The 20268-nt window shown below is 68.5% G+C and carries 16 protein-coding genes; 6 read left to right on the top strand and 10 right to left on the bottom strand.

Annotated elements, in window-relative coordinates:
- Positions 1–3: 3 nt before the first annotated feature.
- The 6 genes from sdhA to ABSF49_RS09430 all read right to left on the bottom strand — a co-directional run bounded on the left by sdhA (position 4) and on the right by ABSF49_RS09430 (position 6403).
- Positions 4–1836, bottom strand: a complete 1833-nt coding sequence (sdhA, locus tag ABSF49_RS09455; RefSeq protein WP_424112398.1) for a succinate dehydrogenase flavoprotein subunit — start codon at positions 1834–1836, stop codon at positions 4–6.
- A gap of 27 nt (positions 1837–1863) precedes the next feature.
- A complete protein-coding gene (sdhD, locus tag ABSF49_RS09450) occupies positions 1864–2253 on the bottom strand; it encodes a succinate dehydrogenase, hydrophobic membrane anchor protein (protein WP_424112397.1) in 390 nt (129 codons plus the stop codon).
- Between the two features lie 13 nt (positions 2254–2266).
- Positions 2267–2677: a succinate dehydrogenase, cytochrome b556 subunit gene (gene sdhC / locus ABSF49_RS09445; protein ID WP_424112396.1), complete on the bottom strand. Its 411-nt coding sequence runs from the start codon at positions 2675–2677 to the stop codon at positions 2267–2269.
- A gap of 97 nt (positions 2678–2774) precedes the next feature.
- Complete coding sequence (locus ABSF49_RS09440) at positions 2775–3707, bottom strand: carbohydrate kinase family protein (RefSeq protein ID WP_424112395.1); 933 nt, start codon at positions 3705–3707, stop codon at positions 2775–2777.
- A gap of 33 nt (positions 3708–3740) precedes the next feature.
- Positions 3741–5180, bottom strand: coding sequence for an aldehyde dehydrogenase family protein (locus ABSF49_RS09435; protein ID WP_424112394.1), 1440 nt, complete (start codon positions 5178–5180; stop codon positions 3741–3743).
- A gap of 44 nt (positions 5181–5224) precedes the next feature.
- Complete coding sequence (locus tag ABSF49_RS09430; RefSeq protein ID WP_424112393.1) at positions 5225–6403, bottom strand: fumarylacetoacetate hydrolase family protein; 1179 nt, start codon at positions 6401–6403, stop codon at positions 5225–5227.
- A 117-nt stretch (positions 6404–6520) separates the two neighbouring features.
- On the opposite strand from ABSF49_RS09430, the gene ABSF49_RS09425 reads away from it, so the two are divergent.
- The 6 genes from ABSF49_RS09425 to ABSF49_RS09400 all read left to right on the top strand — a co-directional run bounded on the left by ABSF49_RS09425 (position 6521) and on the right by ABSF49_RS09400 (position 16104).
- Positions 6521–7189 (top strand): GntR family transcriptional regulator, encoded by a 669-nt coding sequence (locus ABSF49_RS09425; protein ID WP_424112392.1) that lies wholly within the window; start codon positions 6521–6523, stop codon positions 7187–7189.
- A gap of 25 nt (positions 7190–7214) precedes the next feature.
- Positions 7215–8735, top strand: a complete 1521-nt coding sequence (locus tag ABSF49_RS09420) for a UxaA family hydrolase (RefSeq protein WP_424112391.1) — start codon at positions 7215–7217, stop codon at positions 8733–8735.
- Between the two features lie 10 nt (positions 8736–8745).
- On the top strand, positions 8746–9420 hold the full coding sequence (locus tag ABSF49_RS09415) for an HAD family hydrolase (RefSeq protein WP_424112390.1): 675 nt from the start codon (positions 8746–8748) through the stop codon (positions 9418–9420).
- Positions 9417–10403: an AraD1 family protein gene (gene araD1, locus ABSF49_RS09410; RefSeq protein WP_424112389.1), complete on the top strand. Its 987-nt coding sequence runs from the start codon at positions 9417–9419 to the stop codon at positions 10401–10403. Before ABSF49_RS09415 ends, araD1 begins: the two co-directional genes overlap by 4 nt.
- Before the next feature lie 229 nt (positions 10404–10632).
- A complete protein-coding gene (locus ABSF49_RS09405) occupies positions 10633–14592 on the top strand; it encodes an NACHT and WD40 repeat domain-containing protein (protein ID WP_424112388.1) in 3960 nt (1319 codons plus the stop codon).
- A gap of 204 nt (positions 14593–14796) precedes the next feature.
- Positions 14797–16104 carry an MFS transporter gene (locus tag ABSF49_RS09400; RefSeq protein ID WP_424112387.1) on the top strand — a complete coding sequence of 436 codons (1308 nt, stop codon included), beginning with the start codon at positions 14797–14799 and terminating at the stop codon, positions 16102–16104.
- A 4-nt stretch (positions 16105–16108) separates the two neighbouring features.
- Here ABSF49_RS09400 and ABSF49_RS09395 read toward each other — a convergent pair whose 3' ends face one another.
- From ABSF49_RS09395 to ABSF49_RS09380, 4 genes are all read right to left on the bottom strand, one after another.
- Positions 16109–17608: a replicative DNA helicase gene (locus tag ABSF49_RS09395; protein ID WP_424112386.1), complete on the bottom strand. Its 1500-nt coding sequence runs from the start codon at positions 17606–17608 to the stop codon at positions 16109–16111.
- A 209-nt stretch (positions 17609–17817) separates the two neighbouring features.
- The gene (locus ABSF49_RS09390; RefSeq protein ID WP_424112385.1) at positions 17818–18786 is read right to left on the bottom strand and encodes an NAD(P)H-dependent flavin oxidoreductase; all 969 of its coding nucleotides are present in this window, start codon (positions 18784–18786) and stop codon (positions 17818–17820) included.
- Between the two features lie 153 nt (positions 18787–18939).
- Positions 18940–19284 (bottom strand): hypothetical protein, encoded by a 345-nt coding sequence (locus ABSF49_RS09385; protein ID WP_424112384.1) that lies wholly within the window; start codon positions 19282–19284, stop codon positions 18940–18942.
- Positions 19285–19399: 115 nt separating this feature from the next.
- Entirely contained in the window at positions 19400–20263 is an 864-nt protein-coding gene (locus ABSF49_RS09380; RefSeq protein ID WP_424112383.1) for a 23S rRNA (adenine(2030)-N(6))-methyltransferase RlmJ, read from the bottom strand.
- Between the last annotated feature and the right edge of the window lie 5 nt (positions 20264–20268).

Below are 20268 nucleotides of genomic sequence, written 5' to 3'. Positions count from 1 at the left end.
CCCTCAGTACACGCGCGCCTTGGGCTCGATGTAGGCGATGTCGTTCGACATCGTGTAGGCGTGCACCGGACGGTCGTCGAGCCGCACTTCGTATTTGTCGGGGTCGATCCACGCCAAGGTGTGCTTCATCCAGTTGGCGTCGTCGCGGGTCGGATGGTCCTCGCGCGCGTGCGCGCCGCGGCTTTCGGTGCGGTTGAGCGCGCCCGCCATCGTCACCACCGCCTGGACGATCAGGTTGTCGTATTCGAGCGTCTCGATCAGGTCGGAGTTCCAGATCAGCGAGCGGTCGGTGACGCGCGCGTCAGCGCCGGCGCGCCAGGCCTCGAGGATCATCCGCTGGCCTTCGGCGAGCGTGTCGCCAGTGCGGAACACCGCGCAATGGCTCTGCATCACACGCTGCATGGCGTCGCGCAATTTGGCGGTCGGCGTGTCGCCGCCGGCGTGGCGGAAGCGGTCGAGACGGGAGAGCGCGCGGTCGGCGCTGTCCTTGGGCAGGTCGGGCTGGCTCGCGCCCGCCTTCAACGATTCGGCGGCGCGCAGGCCGGCGGCGCGGCCGAACACGACGAGGTCGATCAGCGAGTTGGAGCCGAGCCGGTTCGCGCCATGGACCGAGACGCAGGCCGCTTCGCCCAGCGCCATCAGGCCGGGTACGACCGAATCGGGGTCGGCGCCGACCTTGGTCAGCACTTCGCCGTGATAGTTGGTCGGAATGCCGCCCATGTTGTAATGCGCGGTCGGCAGCACCGGGATCGGCTCCTTGGTCACGTCGACGCCGGCGAAGATGCGCGCGCTGTCGGAAATGCCGGGCAGCCGTTCGTGCAGCACCTTCGGGTCGAGATGATCGAGGTGCAGGTAGATATGGTCTTTGAGCTTGCCGACGCCGCGGCCCTCGCGGATCTCGACCGTCATCGCGCGGCTGACGACATCGCGCGACGCGAGATCCTTGGCCGAGGGCGCATAGCGCTCCATGAAGCGCTCGCCGGCGGAATTGACGAGATAGCCGCCTTCGCCGCGCGCGCCCTCGGTGATCAGGCAGCCGGCGCCGTAGATGCCGGTCGGGTGGAACTGCACGAACTCCATGTCCTGCAGCGCGATCCCGGCGCGCAACGCCATGCCGTTGCCGTCGCCAGTGCAGGTGTGGGCCGAGGTCGCGGAGAAGTAAGTGCGGCCGTAGCCGCCGGTGGCGAGGATGGTCGTCTGGCCGCGGAAGCGGTGGATCGTGCCGTCGTCCATCTTCAGGCAGACGAGGCCGCGCACCCTGCCTTCGGCGTCGCGGATGAGGTCGATGGCGAAATATTCGATGAAAAATTCGCACTTCGCCTTCAGCGCCTGGCCGTAGAGCGTGTGCAGCATCGCGTGGCCGGTGCGGTCGGCGGCGGCGCAGGTGCGCTGCGCTGTGCCCTTGCCGAAATCCGTCGTCATGCCGCCGAACGGGCGCTGATAGATCTTGCCTTCCTCGGTGCGCGAGAACGGCACGCCCCAGTGGTCGAGCTCGTAGACCGCGGCGGGCGCGTTGCGGCAGAGGTACTCGATCGCGTCCTGGTCGCCGAGCCAGTCGGAGCCCTTGACGGTGTCGTACATGTGCCAGCGCCAGTCGTCCGGCCCCATGTTGCCGAGCGCGGCGGAAATGCCGCCCTGCGCCGCGACGGTGTGCGAGCGGGTCGGGAACACCTTGCTGATGCAGGCGGTCTTCAGGCCCGCCTGGGCGCAGCCGACGCTGGCGCGTAAGCCCGCGCCGCCGGCGCCGAGGACCACGACATCGAATGTGTGGTCGGCGATCGGATAGGCCGTGCCGCCGAGCGCGGCGGCGCTGGGGCCTTGGGAGCCGTTAGCCATCTCGGTTCGAGCCCTTTTTCGACAATGTCAGACGAAGCCGATGCGCAGCACGGCGTAGGCGCAGGCGAGCGCGACGGCGCCGGCGAAGCAGATGTTGGCGATCAGCGCCCATTCGCGCGCATGACCGTGGAGGTAGTCGAGGATGATCGAGCGCATGCCGAGGTGCATGTGGAACGTCGCCACCAGCGCGAACAGCAGCGTCAGGATGGCTGGCAACGGATGACCGAGCTCGGCGCGGACGCCGTTGTAGTCCTTGGCGAGCAACGTCAGCAGCATCAGCACGAAGCCGCTCGCCAGGACGATCAGCGCCGCCGCGCTCACGTGGATCAACCAGGCGTCCTGCGAACCGCGGCGCGCCGAGCCGAGATAGCGGGCGCGGCTGAGCGCGCTGCGCATGGACTTGTCGGATTCGCTCATCGCCGTCGCTCCCTCATCCCACCGCGAAAGCGAGCGCCCAGACGACGAGCGTCAGCACGAGGCCGCCGATCAGCGTCGCCTGCGCGAGTTGCTCGCGCTCGGGATCGTCCATGCCGTAGCCGGCGTCCATGATCAGGTGCCGGACGCCGCCGAGCAGGTGTTGGAACAGCGCCCAGGTGAAGCCGAACAGGATCAGCCGGCCGAAGATCGACTGGATGAACCCGGAGAAATAGGCAAAGGCGGCCGCGTCCATCGAGGTGGCGAGCAGGAACCAGGCGAGCAGCAGCGCGCCGAGGTAGAGCCCGGCGCCGGTGATGCGGTGGGCGATCGACATCGCCATCGTCAGGGTGAAGCGATAGATGCCGAGATGGGGAGACAGCGGCCGGGCGGCAGGTGAAGGCGAGGTCGGATCGCTCGAAGCCATCGTCGGATGTCCGGTTGCGCGGGGCCCAGCGCCTTTTAGCCGCCCGGCCGGGCCCGCGCAACGCGCCCGCCCTACGCCCTTGGTTCGATGCGGGGGCTCAGGCGAACCCGAGCGCCGCCATCTCTTCGCGGGTCGGCGGGTCGGAGCCTTTGCGGGTGCAGGTGAAAGCGGAGGCGGCGGCGGCGAAGGCGAGCCAGGCGGCGAGGCGTTCGCGGTTCGGCTCGGGCGCGCCCGCGCCCAGCGCGCCGTCGCGGTCCATCGCCGCCAGCAGCGCCGACATGAAGCTGTCGCCGGCGCCGACGGTGTCGACCACCGCCACCTTGGCCGGCGCGACGCTCAGCCGTTCGCCGTCAATATAGGCGAAGGCGCCGCGCCCTCCCAGCGTCGCGACGCAGAAGCGCGGCCCAAACTTCGACCATAGCTTCAGCGTCTCTTCGATCGGCCGGCCGGGATAGAGCCATTCGAGGTCTTCGTCGCTCGCCTTGGCGATCGACGCCAGCGCCACCTGCCGCTCGACCAGGGCGACGACGCCGGCGCGGTCCGGCGTCACCAGCGGGCGGATGTTGGGGTCGAAGCTCGTCGTCAGCGCGCCCTTGGCGCGGGCGAGCGCGTCGACCACCCGCTCGCCGTGACGTGGGTCGACGGCGGAGATCGAGCCGACGTGCAGATGACGCGCCTTGGCCGGCCAGCTCGCCGGGAACGGCCACGCGCCGTCGAAACTGGTGGCGTCGAGATAGAACGAATAGCGCGAGCCGGTCTTGGCGGTGCCGCGCATGACGAAGGCGAGCGTGGTCGGCCGTTTGTCGCGCTCGGCGAGGCTCAAGTCGACGCCGTCGGCGGCGAGCGCCGTGGCGAGGCCCTCGCCGTTGGCGTCGGCGGAAATTCGCGAAACGAACGCCGTCGGCGCGCCGAGCCGCGCCAGCCCGATCGCGACGTTATAGGGCGAGCCGCCGCGCACCGCGTCGTAGCGGCCGTCCTCGTCGGCGACCGGAATGAGATCGATCAGCGCTTCGCCCGAAACCAGAATCATCGTTGCGTTTCCCCCCGGCGCCCGTTCGCCCGCTCACGCCGGCGAATAGGCGGTCTTGACCGTCGTATAGAATTCGACCGCGTAGCGGCCCTGCTCGCGCGAGCCGAGGCTCGAGCCCTTGCGGCCGCCGAACGGCGCGTGGAAATCGACGCCGGCGGTCGCCAGATTGACCATCGCCATCCCGACCTCGGCGTTGCGCTTGAAATGGGTCGCGAATTTCAGGCTGGCGGTGACGATTCCGCCGCATAGGCCGAATGGGGTGTCGTTGGCGATCGCCAGCGCGTGCTCGTAGTCGCGCGCCGGGATCATCGCCGCGACCGGGCCGAAGATCTCCTCGCGCGCGATGCGCATCCCGTTGTCGGCGTCGACGAACAGGGCCGGCGCCATGTAGTAGCCGGGCGTGGCGCGGTTCAGCCGCTCGCCGCCGAGCTTGAGGTTGGCGCCCTCGTCCTTGCCGATCTTCACATAGGCGAAGTCCTGGTCGAGCTGGGTCTGGTCGATGGCCGGGCCGAGGTCGACGCCGGGCTTGCGCGCGTCGTCGACGACGAGGCCGTGCATGCGTTCGGCCATCGCCTCGGCGAAGCGGCGGTAGATTCCTTCGGTGACGATCAGCCGCGACGAGGCGGTGCAGCGCTGGCCGGTGGAGAAGAAGGCGCCGTTGACCGCGCAATCGACCGCCGTCTTCATGTCGGCGTCGTCGAGCACGATCAGCGGGTTCTTGCCGCCCATCTCGAGCTGGAACTTGCGCATCCGCGCCGCGCAGGCGCTCGCGACCTTGCGCCCGGTCTCGACCGAGCCGGTGAAGGTGACGGCGTCGATCTTCGGATGGTCGAGCAGCGCCTGGCCGACCGCCGAGCCGCGGCCCATGACGAGGTTGAAGACGCCGGCGGGCAGGCCGGCGCCGGCGATGATTTCGGCCAGCGCATGCGCCGAAGCGGTGGCGAGATCGGCCGGCTTGAACACGACCGTGTTGCCGTAGGCGAGCGCCGGCGCGGTCTTCCACGCCGGGATCTGCAGCGGGTAATTCCACGGCGAGATGATTCCGACGACGCCGACGCCCTCGCGCGTCACCTCGACCTCGACGCCGGGACGAATGCTGGGGAAGCGGTCGCCGGGAACGCGCAACGCCTCGCCGGCGAAGAATTCGAAGATCTGCGACGATCGCGTCGCCTCGAGCAGCGCTTCGGGCAGCGTCTTGCCCTCTTCGCGCGCGAGCAGATCGCCGAGCGCGTCGCGCTGGGCGGCGATCGCCGCCGAAACGCGCATCAGCGCGTCATGGCGGACGAGCGGCGTCGCGCGCGACCATGCGGGGAAGGCGGCGCGCGCCGCGACGACGGCGGCGTCGAGCTGGGCGGCGCTCGCCTGAGCGTAGAGTCCGACCACGTCGTCGGTGTCGGACGGGTTGATGTTGCGCGAGACGCCCTCGCCGTCCGTCCATTGGCCGCCGATGTAGTTCTTGTGAATGTCGCTCATTGCCTGTGGATCCTGTTGGGCGCGATGCTGTCCGCTGCGCCGGTTCAAATCAAGCCTCGCCGCGCCAGATTGCGCATCAGCGCGCCGGCGCCGAAGTCCCAGGGCGGACAGTCGTGGCTATGCCGCATGCGATTGGTGAGCCGCCCGAGCTTTTCGGCGCTGACGGCCACGACGTCGCCTGGCTTGTGGGCGAAGCCCTTGCCAGGCGCGTCGCGGTCGGCGACCGGCGCGAACATCGTGCCGAGGAAAAGCGCGGCGCCGTCGGGATATCGGCGCCCGGCCTCGAAGAGCTGGCGCACCAGCTCGGCGGGGTCGCGGCTGATCGTGGCCATCGACGAGCCGCCTTCGAGTACGAAGCCGTCGTCGCCTTCGACTCTCAAGCCCACTTCGGCGCGGCGCACGTCGTCGAGCGTGAAGGTTGCGTCGAACAGCCGCAGGAACGGGCCAATCGCGCAGCTCGCGTTTTGGTCCTTGGCCTTGCCGAGCAGCAGCGCCGAGCGGCCTTCGAAGTCGCGCAGGTTGACGTCGTTGCCGAGCGTCGCGCCGACGATCGCGCCCCGCGAATTGACCGCCAGGACGATTTCGGGCTCGGGATTGTTCCAGGCCGAAGCGGCGAGGAAGCCGGCGTCGGCGCCGGTCCCGACCGCCGACATCGGCTGGCTCTTGGTGAAGATCTCGGCGTCGGGGCCGATGCCGACCTCGAGATATTGCGACCACAGGCCCGTCTCGACCAGCGCCTGCTTCAGCCGCTCCGCCGCCGGCGAGCCGGGCTTGATCGAAGCCAGCTCGGCGCCGACGCGGCGGGCGAAGTCGGCGCGGATCGCCTCGGCGGCGGTGCGCTCGCCGCGCGCCCTTTCCTCGATCACCCGCTCGATCAGCGAAGCAGCGAAGGTGACGCCGGCGGCCTTGATCGCCTGCAGGTCGATCGGCGCGATCAGCCACGGCCGGCGGAAATCGCGGCGGTCCGGCGGCGTATTGGCGAGAACCTCGTCGATCGCGCCGAGCCGCTCGCCCGCCGCCGCGCGCGCGGCGGACGCTGGGTCGGCCGATTCGATGAGATCGCGCGTCGTGGCGAAGGCGGCGGTGACGTCGACGAGCGCGCCGTCGCGCGCGACGACGACCGACGGACCGCCGACGTCGGGGCGCCAGACCCGACCGACGAGCGCGCCGGCGAGGCCGTCCGCTGGCAGCGTCGTCGCGGCGGTCAATTCCACAGTCTGCATCGTGTTTCCATCGCTTTCACGCCAAGCGATTGACGGCGCGCCGTGGCGTCACTAGCTTCTAGCATGCCAGCCCAAAAAGAAGGCGCCTCGCGGCGGGGCCCGGAGTCGATAAAAGCCATGGGGGAGCGCGTCAACAGCAAGGCCGATCAGGTTTACGATGAGCTCAAGGAGGCGATTCTGGCGGGCAGAGTCGAGCCCGGCGAGCTGATCGACAAGTCGGCGCTGTGCGAACGGCTCGGCGTGTCGCGCTTTCCGGTCTCGGCGGCGGTGAGCCGGCTCGCGTTCGAGAACCTGGTGGTGATCGAGCCGCAGCATGGCTCGTTCGTCGCGCGAATCTCGGCCGCCGATGTGCGCGAGCGGATGTTCATCCGTCGCGCGCTCGAGAGCGAAATCGCCGCCGAGGCGGCGCGACGCATGCCGCGCGAGGGGCTCGAGGCGTTGGCGGACAATCTCGCGCGCGAGCGCAAGGCGGTGGAAGCGGGAGATCGGGTGAGTTTCTATGGGCACGACGTCGGCTTCCATCAAGCGCTGACGACGCATCTCGGCTTGCGGCGCAGCGCCGAGATCCTCGACGGCGTGCGCGCGCATCTGGAGCGGGTGAGGCGTATGCTGATGCTGCCGCCGGGACGCATTCGCCAAACGCTCGCCGAGCACTCGGCGATCTTCGCCGCGATCGAAGCGGGCGACGTCGAGTCGGCGCGCGTGACGATGGACCGACATCTCATGGAGACGACTGGGCAATTCGAATCGTTCGCACGCGAGCGACCCGAGCTGATTTCGGCCTGAAAGGCCAGCAAGGAATGTGGATCTCATGAGCGCGCCGCGCGCCCTTCGCCTGCATGCGCAAGACAACGTGATGGTCGCCGTCGACGAAATCCGTCCCGGCGACGCGCCGGTCGGCGCGCCGGTCGCGGTCGAGCGCGTTCCCAGGGGCCACAAGCTCGCCACCGCGCCGATCGCGATCGGCGAGCCGGTGCGCAAATTCGGTCAGATCATCGGCTTCGCCTCGACGGCGATCGCGCCGGGCCAATGGGTGCACGACCACAATTGCGCCGTCACCCATTTCGACCGCGACTACGGCTTCTGCCAGGACGCTCGGCCCGCGGCGATCTTGCCGGTTGAAAGCCAAGCGACCTTTCAGGGCTTCCGTCGCGCCGGCGGCAAGGCGGGCTCGCGCAACTATCTCGGCATCCTCACCTCGGTGAATTGCTCGGCGACGGTGGCGCGCTACGTTGCGCGCGAGGTCGAGAAGTCGGGCATGCTCGCCGACTATCCCAACGTCGACGGCGTCATCGCCCTCGTCCACGGCGCCGGCTGCGGCATGGCGAGCAAGGGCGAAGGCTTCGACGTGTTGGCGCGCACCCAATGGGGCTACGCCGCCAATCCCAACATGGGCGGCGTGGTGATGATCGGGCTCGGTTGCGAGGTGTTCCAGATCGGCCGGATGAAGGACGAGCGCGGCCTGAAGGAGAGCGACCTTTTCAACACCCTGACGATCCAGGCGACCGGCGGCACCCGCAAGTCGATCGAGGCGGGCGTCGAGCGGGTCAAGGCGATGCTGCCGCTCCTCAACGCCGCAAAGCGCGAGACCCTGCCGGCGAGCGAGCTGGTGCTGGCGCTGCAATGCGGCGGCTCGGACGGCTATTCCGGCATCACCGCCAATCCGGCGCTCGGCGCCGCAGTCGACATCCTGGTGGGCAACGGCGGCACGGCGATCCTCTCCGAGACCTCGGAGCTCTACGGCGCCGAGCATCTGCTGACGCGCCGCGCGGCGACGCCGGCGGTCGGCCAAAAGATCGTCGATCTCATCCACTGGTGGGAAGACTATGCGGCGCGCAACGGCGGCGAGCTCAACAACAATCCGTCGCCCGGCAACAAGGCGGGCGGGCTGACGACCATCCTCGAGAAGTCGCTCGGCGCCGCGGCCAAAGGCGGCACGACGGTCCTCAACGCGGTCTATCGCTACGCCGAGCCGGTGACCGCCAAGGGCTTCGTCTTCATGGACACGCCCGGCTACGATCCGGTCTCGGCGACCGGCCAGGTGGCGGGCGGCGCCAACGTCATCGCCTTCACCACCGGCCGCGGCTCGGCGTTCGGCTGCAAGCCGACGCCGTCGATCAAGCTCGCCACCAACAGCGACATGTATCGCCGGATGGAAGAGGACATGGACATCAATTGCGGCGACGTGCTCGACGGCGTGACGATCGAACAGAAGGGTCGGGAGATCTTCGACAAGATCCTCGCGGTGGCGTCCGGCGAGCGCAGCAAGTCGGAAGCGCTCGGCTACGGCGACGCCGAATTCGTGCCATGGCAAATCGGCGCGGTGCTGTGACGCGACCGACGTGACCGCGGCGCTGCTCTTCGATCTCGACGGAACGCTGGTCGACAGCGACGCCGCGCATCTGCGCGCGTTTCAGCGCGTCTTCGCCGCGCACGGCGTCGCCCTCGACAGGCAGACCTACGAAACGCACATCCACGGCTCCGACAATCCGGCGATCGGCCGCGCCTTCCTGCCGCACCTGAGCGCAGCCGAGCAGGCGGCGACGCTGGAGGCCAAGGAAGCGCGCTATCGCCGAGACCTCGGCGTGGTCGAGCCGATCGCCGGCGTCGAAGCGCTGCTCGACTTCGCCGCGGCGCGAGGCCTGCGCTGCGCCGTCGTCACCAACGCGCCGCGCGCCAATGTCGAGGCGGTGCTCGGCGCGCTTGGCCTCGCCGCGCGCCTGCCGACGCGCGTGCTTGGCCCCGAGCTCGCGCGCGCCAAGCCCGATCCCTTGCCCTATCGGACCGCGCTGGCGCGGCTCGGCGCCGTGGCCGATCGCTCGATCGCGTTCGAGGATTCGCTCTCGGGCCTCAGCGCGGCGAAGGGCGCCGGGCTTATGGTCGTCGGGCTGACGACGACGCTCGCGGCGGATAGACTGCTTGCGGCGGGCGCGGAAATCGCCGTCGCCGATTTCGCCGATCCGCGCATCCTGCCGCTGATCGAGGCGAGAACGGCTGCGCCGGGAAAGAAGACATGAGACTGACCCAGATCGTCGACGACAGCGACAAGCGCGCGCTGGTCGTCACCGTGCGCGGCGAAAGCCGCCTGGTCAAAGGCCTGCGGACGATGCGCGACCTCGCGACGGAAGCCCTCGGCGAAGGCGCGCCGTTGCGCAAGATCATCGCCGATCGCGGCATCGGCAAGCCGGTCAATCTCGCCGCGGCGCTGAAAGAGAAGCGGGTGCTGATCCCGCTCGACCACGACGACCCGGCGCATATCCACGTCACCGGCACCGGCCTCACCCATCTCGGCTCGGCCGAGGGGCGCGACAAGATGCACCGCGCGCTCGCCGACGCGACGACGCTGACCGACTCGATGAAGATGTTCAAGCTTGGCCTTGAGGGCGGCAAGCCGGCGCCGGGCGCGCTCGGCGTGCAACCGGAGTGGTTCTACAAGGGCGACGGCTCGACGCTCGTCGCTCCGGGCGGCGACCTCGTCAGCCCGAGCTTCGCGCTCGACGGCGGCGAGGAGCCGGAGATCGTCGGCCTCTATCTCATCGACGACGACGGCCAGCCGGTTCGCCTCGGCTTCGCGCTCGGCAACGAGTTCTCCGACCACGTCATGGAGCGGCAGAACTATCTCTACCTCGCCCATTCGAAGCTGAGGCCGACGAGCGTCGGCCCCGAGCTGCTGGTCGGCGACTTGCCCGCCGACGTGCGCGGCGCCTCGCGCATCCGCCGCGGCAAGGCGGTCGTGTGGGAAAAGCCGTTCGCCTCGGGCGAGCACAACATGTCGCACGCGATCGCCAATCTCGAGGCGCACCATTTCAAGTACGCGCTGTTCCGCCAGCCCGGCGACGTCCACGTCCATTTCTTCGGCGCGGCCACCCTGTCGTTTTCCGACGGCTTCCGCGCCGAGAAGGGCGACGTGTTCGAGATCGAATCCGAACCCTTCGGCCTGCCGCTGCGCAACCGCCTGACGATCGGCAAGCCGGACAAGGTGAAGCTGAGGGTGCTGTAGGCGGCGCGTCCAACGCCTCTTCGGCCTCCGGCGCCATTTTCCGGCGAGATGCAATCGTTTCAATGTGGTGCGTGGAATTTCTCCGCCGCTTGCGCCGGAGGGAAGGCCTGCGCCCGCCGCGCCGGCCGTCATGGCTAGGGGCGATTTTGTCATAGGACGTCATATGACATAAAAATCGCTTGACGCGCGCGGAATTGTGCTGGACGCTTCCGTTCAATGGAGGTTCGCCATGCGCCAGCGAATCGAACACGCCCTGTCGACCGCCGCCACGCGTACGCCGGCGTCGCGAGCACTGCTCGAGGTCCTGCGCGAACTCGCCGCGGGAGACCGCGTCGCGCGCGCAGACGCTCGGCGCGCGCTGGAGAAGCGCGACGGCAAGCCGATCAACGAAGCGGCCTTCGCCGCCCGCCTTAAGCGCCTCAACGACGAGCTCGCCAAAGCGTCTCCGTCGTTGCGGGTCCTCTCCGAACGCGGCGAAATGCGGATCGACGACGGGACGCCGGAGCTGGAGGCTCGACTCGCCGAGCGCTCCTACAACGAGACTTTGCGGGAGGGGGTCGGCAAACAGGCGCCGCGGGCGATGCCGGAAAGCCTGCTGGTTCTCTTCTCTTATGCTTGGCAGCCAGTCCCGGCTCAGCACCAGCCGCAGCTCGATCTCTACGAGCGCTTGGTCGCGATTGTGAACCACAAGCCGCCGGAGTTCGCCGCGTTGCCGAGGATCGAACTGTGGCGCGACACCGAGCGGCTCGAGAAGTCGCACGGAGCGCATGCGCAGATCGAAGCTGCTTGCGACCGCGCCTTCCTCGCGCTGGTGATGGTGTCGCGCAAATACCCCGATAGCGCTGGCTGCATGATGGAGTTCGACCGCTTTGTCGATGCCAATGGCGACAATCGACCGAGCAAGGCGGCGATCATGGTCGCCGTCAACTGCAAGCGCGACCAGGTTGATCGCCGATTCTCCGATGGGCTTCGACTGTGGATGGACGATGACGGCCGTACGCTGATCGAAGGCATGCGGCGCGGCGAATCCGCCAAAGATCGCTTTGCGTGCGCAGTCGCGCGCGAAATCTGGCTCGCGGCGCGGCGCTATCTTGGCGAAGCGGCGGAGCTTGGCGGCGGAGCGGGTGAGCCAGCCGGCGACGGCGCGCCCGACCGAATCGAGCAGGCCATTTTGCGCCGCGCTCCGCTGTTGGATCGCGACAAGCTTGTGCCGCCGCGCGCGCGCGGCGGCAAGACCAGCGCCGAGGCCGCCGAGCGGGAGGTCGCCGCCGCCGCCGACGGCGAGGGCGCGGACATTCTGAAGCATCTGACCGAATGGGCTGAGCGGCGCAACGGTCCGCGGTTGACGGCGCTGCTCGGCGACTTCGGCATGGGCAAGACGGCCGCCTGCCAGATGCTGACGCAGCGGCTGCTGGAGCTGCGCAAGGTCGGTCCCGCGAGCGCGCCACTGCCGATCTACCTCGACCTGCGCGAAATCCGCGACGCCAAGGCAGCCGGCGCCGCTGAAGTCGAGACGCTGATGGCGGATATGCTGCGCCGAGTCGGCGAGGAACCGATCGATCCGAAAGAGGTCATTCGCTATGCGCGGGAGCGCGGCGCGCTGGTGATCTTCGACGGCCTCGACGAAGTTACCAACAAGCTGAGCACTGCCGAGGCGGAAGCGCTTTACCGTACGATTCTACGAATCGTTCCTGACGAGGATTGGGAGGCCGACCGCGCGGCAAGGCGCGTCGCATCGTCAAGCGTCGGTTCCGCGCCTGAGAAGCGAAAGCCTGGTCGACCGCGCTTGCCGACGACCTATGCGACGAGCAGCGGCCCGCTGCTGCTCGTGTCCTGCCGCACCCATTTCTTTTCCGATCTTGCGACCCAGCGCGCCTTCCTGGTCGACAAGGACCGCTCGGGCCTCGACGCCTCCGCCGACCTCAAGATCTGGTACATGCTGCCGTTCAATCGGCAACAAATTGCAAGCTATCTCAAGCAGAACCTCGGCGAGGCCGACGGCGCGCGGGCGCTGGCGATGATCGACTCGACCTATAATCTCGAAGAGCTTTCGAGCCGGCCAATCCTGTTGAAATTCTTCTCCGAGGCGTTCCGCGAGCTGGAGGAAAGGAAGCTACGGGGCGAGACCATCGACGTCGGCAAGCTCTACGAGACGTTCGTCGACCAGGCACTCGCGCGCGACGGCCTGAAGCACGTCATCCCGCTGCGCGAGAAGAAGCTCTTGCTAGCCGAACTTGCGCTGCATCTGCATGTCGAAGGGTCTAACGCGATTGCCAACGTCGATCTTGACGACTGGCTGACGCGCGAGATCGACGACGAACCAGCGTTGCGCAAGCTGCAATGGGGCGCTGGCGGCGAGCGGGCGCTGAGCCGGTTCGAGTTGTTCCTGCAGGACTTGCGTAACGCGACGCTGCTGGTGCGGCCCGGCGAGAGGGAATTTCGCTTCGGTCACACGTCGGTGCGCGAATTCTTCCTCGCCGAGGCCTTGCATCGCCATGTGCGCGAGGGGCGGTTGGAGAGACTCGGCCCGGTGCCAGTCACGTGCGAGACGCTCGATTTTCTGCTCGCGCGGCAACGCAACGGCGAGGCCCCGCGAGAGGCAGCGCGGTTCGGCGAGAGAGTTCCCCGACTGCTCGAATCAGGCAAGCCGACCGACTTGCGGCTCTTTGCGGCCGAGGCGATCTTTCGCGCCGACGGTGAGCTCGACTGGCCGGCGGTCGCCGACTTCTCCGGTTTCGACTTCACCGGCGCGCGCTTTGCCGCGTCGGGTGCGCGGACTGGCGTGCCGCCCGCGGCGATCTGGCGCGGCGCGCGATTGCACGAGGCGATGTTCGAAGGCCTCGCGCTGCGCGGCCACGACTTTTGCCATGCCGACGCGACGTCGAGCGTCTGGGTCGACTGCGATTTCTCCGGCGCCGCGACGGATGGCCTCGACCTCTCGGCTGCCGAGCTGCGCCGCTGCCGCGCCGACGCTCCGCTGGGTGCCATCGATCTTAACACGGAGTCGGTCGACGGTGCCGGCGCGCTCGCTGGCTGGCGAGCCCGCCTTCCGCTCGCACGCCGCGAAGCTGCCCGCGACCGATGGGCCGCACCGCAAAGCTCTTCGACGTCGCTAAACCTCGGCGACCGCGCCATGCTTGCATCAGGCTCGGACAATGAAATAGTCCGCGTTTGGCGCATCGCAACAGGTGAGAGTCCGCTCCGCCACAAGAACAGTTCGGCGAGCGAGACGAGCGTCGCGGCGCTGAGTTTGGAGGGTCGCGCGGCGCTCGCCTCGGTCTCGAACAATGGAACTATCTGCGTTTGGGATGCGGCGACCGGGGAATTCTTGCGGCGCCTCGACGGACGTTTTGGTCGGGTGACGAGCGTCGTGGCGCTGAGCTTGGAGGGTCGCGCGGCGCTCGCCTCGGTTTCGAACAATGGAACTATCTGCCTTTGGGATGTGGCGACCGGTGAGAGCTTGAGCTTGCATCGCCTCGAAGGCAATTCGGTGCGCAAGACTAGCCTCGTGGCGCTGAGCTTGGCGGGCCGCGCCGTCCTCGCCTCGGGCTCGGAAGATGGAACGATCGACGTTTGGGACGCCGCAACTGGGAAGAGCGTGCGTCGCCTCGACGGACGTTTTGGTCGGGTGACGAGCGTTGCGGCCCTGAGTTTGGCGGGCCGCGCGGCGCTCGCGTCGGGGTCCGCCGATGGAACGATTCGCATTTGGGATCCTGCGAAGGGGATGCTCCTACGCAGCCTGAAAGGTCATGAGGGACGGGTAATGGCCATCGCGGCGCTGAACTTCGCAGACCGCGCATTGCTCGCCTCTGCCTCGTTCGATGGAACGATCCGAGTTTGGGATCCCGCGACGGGGCGGGAAACTGGTCGCCTCTATCGCGGAATTCCCGTCTTGCCATTTGTCGCCGGCGTCGAGCCCGGTCTGCTGATCGCCTGGGGTCGTTTGTTCGCAACGATCGACGCCGCCTCCGTCGCCGCCCTGGTCGCCAAGCGCGGGATTGTCCGCATGCGCCAGTTCGCGCTCGATCCCGACTACCAGGGCTCGTTCGTCGAGACCGAGCGCGACGCGGCGACGGGTGAGCTGCGAAAGGCGAGGGTCGGCCCCGAGGCTTGGCGCGACTTCGTCGCTGTCGGCTATGAGGCGGACGGTCACCAGAGCGTGCGGCCGATCGAGGATCTGGCGATGTAAAGCGGAAGGCCGCGCTCGGCGGGCACGGCCACAACTCGGCGTCCCCCGTTCAACAAAGCTTGAACTTGCCGTGCGGCGCGCCCGGGCGCGCTATAGGGGGCGCTCATTCGTGAGCCGCCGCGCGGCGCCAAAGGCGCTGGAGAGCCGAAACTGATCCGCATCGTTCATCCCGACGGCCTTCCCACCCCGTTGCGCTATTGGTCGATGCTGGCGATCGCCATCGGCATCGCCATGTCGGTGCTCGACGCGGCGGTCGCCAACATTGCGCTGCCGGCGATCGCCGCCGAGTTCCACGCCAGCCCGGCCGAGTCGATTTGGGTCGTCAACGCCTACCAGCTCGCGGTGGTGATGGGGTTGCTGCCGCTGGCCTCGCTCGGCGAACGGGTCGGCTATCGTCGCGTCTACCTCTGGGGTCTGGCGATCTTCACCCTCGGCTCGGTCGCCTGCGCGCTGTCGCAGAACATGCCGACGCTGATCGTCGCGCGGGTCGGGCAGGGTCTCGGCGCCGCCGGCGTGTTCGCGGTCAACGGCGCGCTGGTGCGCTTCACCTATCCCGGGGCCCTGCTCGGGCGCGGCGTCGGCCTCAACGCCTTCGTCGTCTCCGTCGCTTCGGCGGTCGGGCCGAGCGTCGCCGCGGCGATCCTCGCCGTCGGGCCGTGGCAATGGCTGTTCGCGATCAACGCGCCGTTCGGAATCGTCAACTTCGTCATCGGCTATCGCGCGCTGCCGCATTCCGACCGCGGCGGCCGGCCGTTCGACCTGATCAGCGCGACGCTCAATGCGCTCGCCTTCGGCCTGTTCTTCGTCGGCGCCGACGCCGTGACCCACGGCGAAGGAACGATGACGCTGGCGCTGGCCGAAGTGATCGCGGCGTTCCTCGCGCTCGCCGCCCTGGTCAGGCGCGAGTCGAAGCTCGACGCGCCGCTGATTCCGGTCGACCTGATGCGCATTCCGATCTTCGCCTTGTCAGTCGCGACCTCGATCTGTTCGTTCACCGCTCAGTCGCTCGCCTTGGTGGCGATGCCGTTCTATTTTGAGCTGACGCTGGGCCGCAGCCAGGTCGAGACTGGGCTCTTGATGACGCCGTGGCCGGTCGCGGTCGGCGTCGCCGCGCCGATCGCCGGTCGGCTGTCGGATCGCATTCCGGCGGCGATCCTCGGCTTCGTCGGGCTCGCCGGGCTGGCGATCGGGATGGTTCTGCTGGCGCGCCTGCCGCTCGACGCGCGCTTCGTCGACATCGCCTGGCCGATGGCTTTGTCCGGAGCAGGCTTCGGCTTCTTCCAGGCGCCGAACAACCGCACGCTGCTCTCCTCGGCGCCGCGCCGGCGCGCCGGAGCGGCGGGCGGCATGCTCGCGACTGCGCGGGTGACCGGCCTCGCCGCCGGCGCGACGCTGGTGGCGCTGTTCTTCCGCGTCGCGCCGACGCGCGCCGAACCGATCGCGCTGATGGTCGGCGCCGGCTTCGCCATCGTCGCCGCCTTCGCCAGCCTGACGCGGCTCGCCAAGCGCTGACGGCTCAGCGAATCTCTGGCAGCGCGTCGTCGCGGGCGAGATTGCCGAAGCGGGTCAGCTCGGCCTCGAACTGCAGCTCGACCATGCCGGTGGGCCCATGGCGCTGCTTGCCGATGATGAGCTCGGCGCGGCCGTGGGCGCGCTCCATCTCGTTCATCCAGGCGACGTGCTCTTCGGTGCCCGGCCGCGGCTCCTTGTTCTTGAGGTAGTACTCCTCGCGAAAGACGAACAGCACGACGTCGGCGTCCTGCTCGATCGAGCCGGATTCGCGCAGGTCCGAGAGCTGCGGGCGCTTGTCGTCGCGCTGCTCGACCTGGCGCGAAAGCTGGGACAGCGCCAGGATCGGCACGTTCAGCTCTTTCGCCAGCGCCTTGAGGCCGGTGGTGATCTCGGTCAGCTCCTGCACGCGGTTGTCGTTGCGCGCGGTGCGCGAGCCGGCGAGCAGTTGCAGATAGTCGACGACGATCAGGTCGAGGCCGCGCTGGCGCTTGAGCCGCCGCGCGCGGGCGGTGAGCTGGGCGATCGAAATGCCGCCGGTCTGGTCGATGTAGAACGGGATCGCCTGCATCTCGCGCACCGCCTCGGCGACCTGCTGGAAGTCGTTCTCGGTGATGTCGCCGCGGCGGATCTTGTAGGAGGGCACGCCCGACTGCTCGGCGATGATACGGGTGGCGAGCTGTTCGGCCGACATTTCGAGCGAGAAGAAGCCGACCCTGCCGCCGTCGATCGCCGTCGTCGTCCCGTCCGGCTTTGTCTCGCCGCGATAGGTCTTGGCGATGTTGAAGGCGATGTTGGTCGCCAGCGCCGTCTTGCCCATGCCGGGGCGGCCGGCGAGGATGACGAGGTCGGAGGGCTGCAGGCCGCCCATGTAGCGGTCGAGATCGGTGAGGCCGGTGGCGACGCCCGACAGACTGCCGTCGCGCTCGTAAGCCTTGGCCGCCATGTCGACGGCGACTTTCAGCGCGTCGGAAAAGCGCTGGAAACCGCCGTCGTAGCGACCGCCCTCGGCGACGGCGTAGAGGCGCCGCTCCGCCTCCTCGATCTGGTCGCGCGGGCTCGAATCGACCGGCGCGTCATAGGCGACGTTGACCACGTCCTCGCCGATCTGGATCAGCTCGCGGCGGACGGCGAGGTCGTGGATGGTGCGGCCATAGTCGAAGGCGTTGATGATCGTCGTCGCCTCGGCGGCGAGGCGGGCGAGATATTGCTGCACGGTGACGCCGCCGAGATCGTGCTCGCCGAGGAAGGTCTTGAGCGTGATCGGCGTCGCGACCTTGCCGGCGCGGATCAGCGAGCCGGCGATCTCGTAGATGCGGCGGTGGATCTCCTCGACGAAGTGTTCGGGCTTGAGGAAATCGGAGACGCGGTCGAAGGCGTCGTTGTTGACCAGGATTGCGCCGAGCAGCGCTTGCTCGGCTTCGGTGTTGAGCGGCGGGCTGCGATAGGCGCGCTCGCTCGAATTGGCGGCGGGGAGCCGGCCGGGGAAATTTTCGACAGTCGCCATGGCGCGTTGCGAATCGGGTTTGTGATCGGAAATGCTGCGGACGCGCACGCGACGTGACGGAAAGGGGAGGATAGCGCGGCGAGCCTCACGCGCGGAAGGGTTTTGTCACGCCTCGCGCGCGTTTGCGAGAGCGCCGCATCGCTTCGCTCGAATTGTCCCCGATTCACCCAGGGGCGAATTCGTCGCGCAGGAGACGCTTGACTCGCGCCTCAGCCGGCGCAGAGGCGCGCCTTGGCGGCCGCATATTCCCTCGCCAGGCGCGCGACCAGTTCGGCGACCGGCGTCACCGCCTTGACCGCGCCGATGCCCTGGCCGGAGCCCCAGATGTCGCGCCATACCTTGGCGCCCGAACCAGCAGTAGCGGCGGCGAAATCCATCGTCTTGACGTCGCCCGCCGGCAGCTTGTCGGGGTCGAGCCCGGCGCGGACGATCGAAGGCTTGAGGTAATTGCCGAATATCCCGGTGAACAGGCTCGAGCCGACGATGTCCTCGGCGCGGCCGGCGACGATCGCCTGCTTGTAATCCTCGATCGCCCGCGCTTCCTCAGTCGCGATGAAAGCCGAGCCGATATAGGCAAGGTCGGCCCCCATCGCCTGGGCGGCGAGAATCGCCCCGCCGGTCGCGATGGCGCCGGAGAGCGCCAGCGGCCCGTCGAACCACTCGCGGATTTCCTGCACCAGAGCGAAGGGCGAATAAGAGCCGGCGTGGCCGCCGGCGCCGGCGGCGACCGCGATCAGGCCGTCGGCGCCCTTGTCGACCGCCTTGTGGGCGAACTTGTCGTTGATGATGTCGTGCAGCGTCACGCCGCCATAGGTATGCACCGCCGTGTTGACGTCCTCGCGCGCGCCGAGCGACGTGATGACGATCGGCGCCTTCCATTTCACTGTCAGCGCGATGTCCTCTTCGAGGCGCGCGTTCGACTTGTGAACGATCTGGTTGACTGCGAACGGCGCCGCCGGGCTATCGGGGTGGTCGCGATCGTGCGCGGCGAGCGCCTCGGTGATCTCGTGCAGCCATTCGTCGAGCTGGCTGATCGGCCGCGCGTTGAGAGCCGGGAACGATCCGACGATTCCCGCCTTGCATTGGGCGATGACCAGCGCCGGATGCGAGATGATGAACAGCGGCGCGCCGATCACCGGCAGACGTAGTTTCTCCCGCAAGACGCTCGGCAACGACATGGCTCGCCCCCCTCGTTTGTTCACACCTAAACCAATCGTGCGGTTGAGGCCAAGCAAAATCCTGGCTCGGCGGCCAGGGCGGATTGGGGTCGAAGGCGGCCGTTCGCTCGGGAGCGGCGGCGCGCAACGCTGGACGCTCGGTCGGACGCGATGTCAGCGGCCGCCGTCGCCGAGTTCGACGAGCTTCAGAGCGTCGATCGCCGCAATCCTTTCGTCCTCCGTCCGCTTCAGGGAAAGCTGCAACTGCCGGGTGCTGCCGACGCTGCTGCCCATCAGGACCAGCCCGCCAAGCGCAAGGGTGACCCCGACGATCATTCGAATCGGCGTGACGATCGCCAGACCAAGGATCAAGCCGGCAAGCAACGCCAGGCCGGCAAAGGCGCATGCGCGCCCTACGACGACCAGCCTGCGGCTGCGCCGGATCGCCTCTCGCAACTCGTCGATCTCAACCTCGAGTCGCTCGATCTGCTCGGCTGGCGTGGTATCCGCTTCGTACATGGAACTCTCAGGCGGCGTTACGGGTCGGCGCGTCGAACTGAAATGACTTCTCGGACCCCGTCAATCGCAAGCCCGCGTCGAGCGGGCGGCGGATATCGCCTCTCGCCGAAGGGTCTCAAGCGGGCGGCGTCAGCCATTGGCGGACGAACCCGCCGCCCGCAGCGCGCTTCAGCGCCTGCGCCAGCCACGGCATGAGGACGCGCGCTTCCGCGATCAGTTCGAACGGCGGATTGACGATGAGAAGTCCGGCGGCTCTCAGCGGGTTTGGCGAATGGGCGCCGGGCGCGACGACGCCGACGTCGAGTTCGAGCCGCAGGATATTGGGCGCGCCGAGCGCCGCGATCGCATTGAGGAACCGCGCGTCCTCGATCGGCGCCTTGATCGGCCGCCACAGCGCGTAGGTTCCGCGCGGCCATTTCGCCAGCGCGGCGGCGAGCGCCGCCTCGACCCGCGCGCTCTCGTCCGGCTCTTCGAACGGCGGATCGATCAGCACCAGCCCGCGCCGCTCCTTCGGCGGCACATAGGCGTTGAGAGCGACATAGCCGTCGGTGGCGACGATCGAGAGGCGCCGATCGCGCCCGAGCGCCGCGATCAGCGCGGCGCGCTCCTCCGGATGCGCTTCGCTGAGGGCGAGGCGGTCCTGCGGCCTGAGCAGGGTTTGCGCCAGCGCCGGCGAGCCGGGATAGGAGTCCGGCCGCCCGTCGTCGTCGCACGGGCCGATCGCGTCGAGATAGGGGCGCAGCAACGCCGCGACCTCAGCCGGCGGCCGCGCCTTGACGATTCGGCCGACGCCGTCGCGCCATTCCGGCGAACGCTTGGCCGCCTCGCTCGTCAGATCGTAGCGGCCGGCGCCGGCGTGGGTGTCGATGTAGCGCAGCGGCGCGTCCTTCCGCGTCAGATAGACGAGGATGCGGGCGAGGATTGCGTGCTTGAAGACGTCGGCGAAATTGCCGGCGTGAAAGCCGTGGCGGTAGTTCATCTCAG

This window comes from Roseiarcus sp., assembly GCF_049514155.1.
In the GTDB taxonomy this organism is placed as follows: domain Bacteria; phylum Pseudomonadota; class Alphaproteobacteria; order Rhizobiales; family Beijerinckiaceae; genus Roseiarcus.
This window is presented reverse-complemented; position numbering and strand designations above follow the sequence as displayed.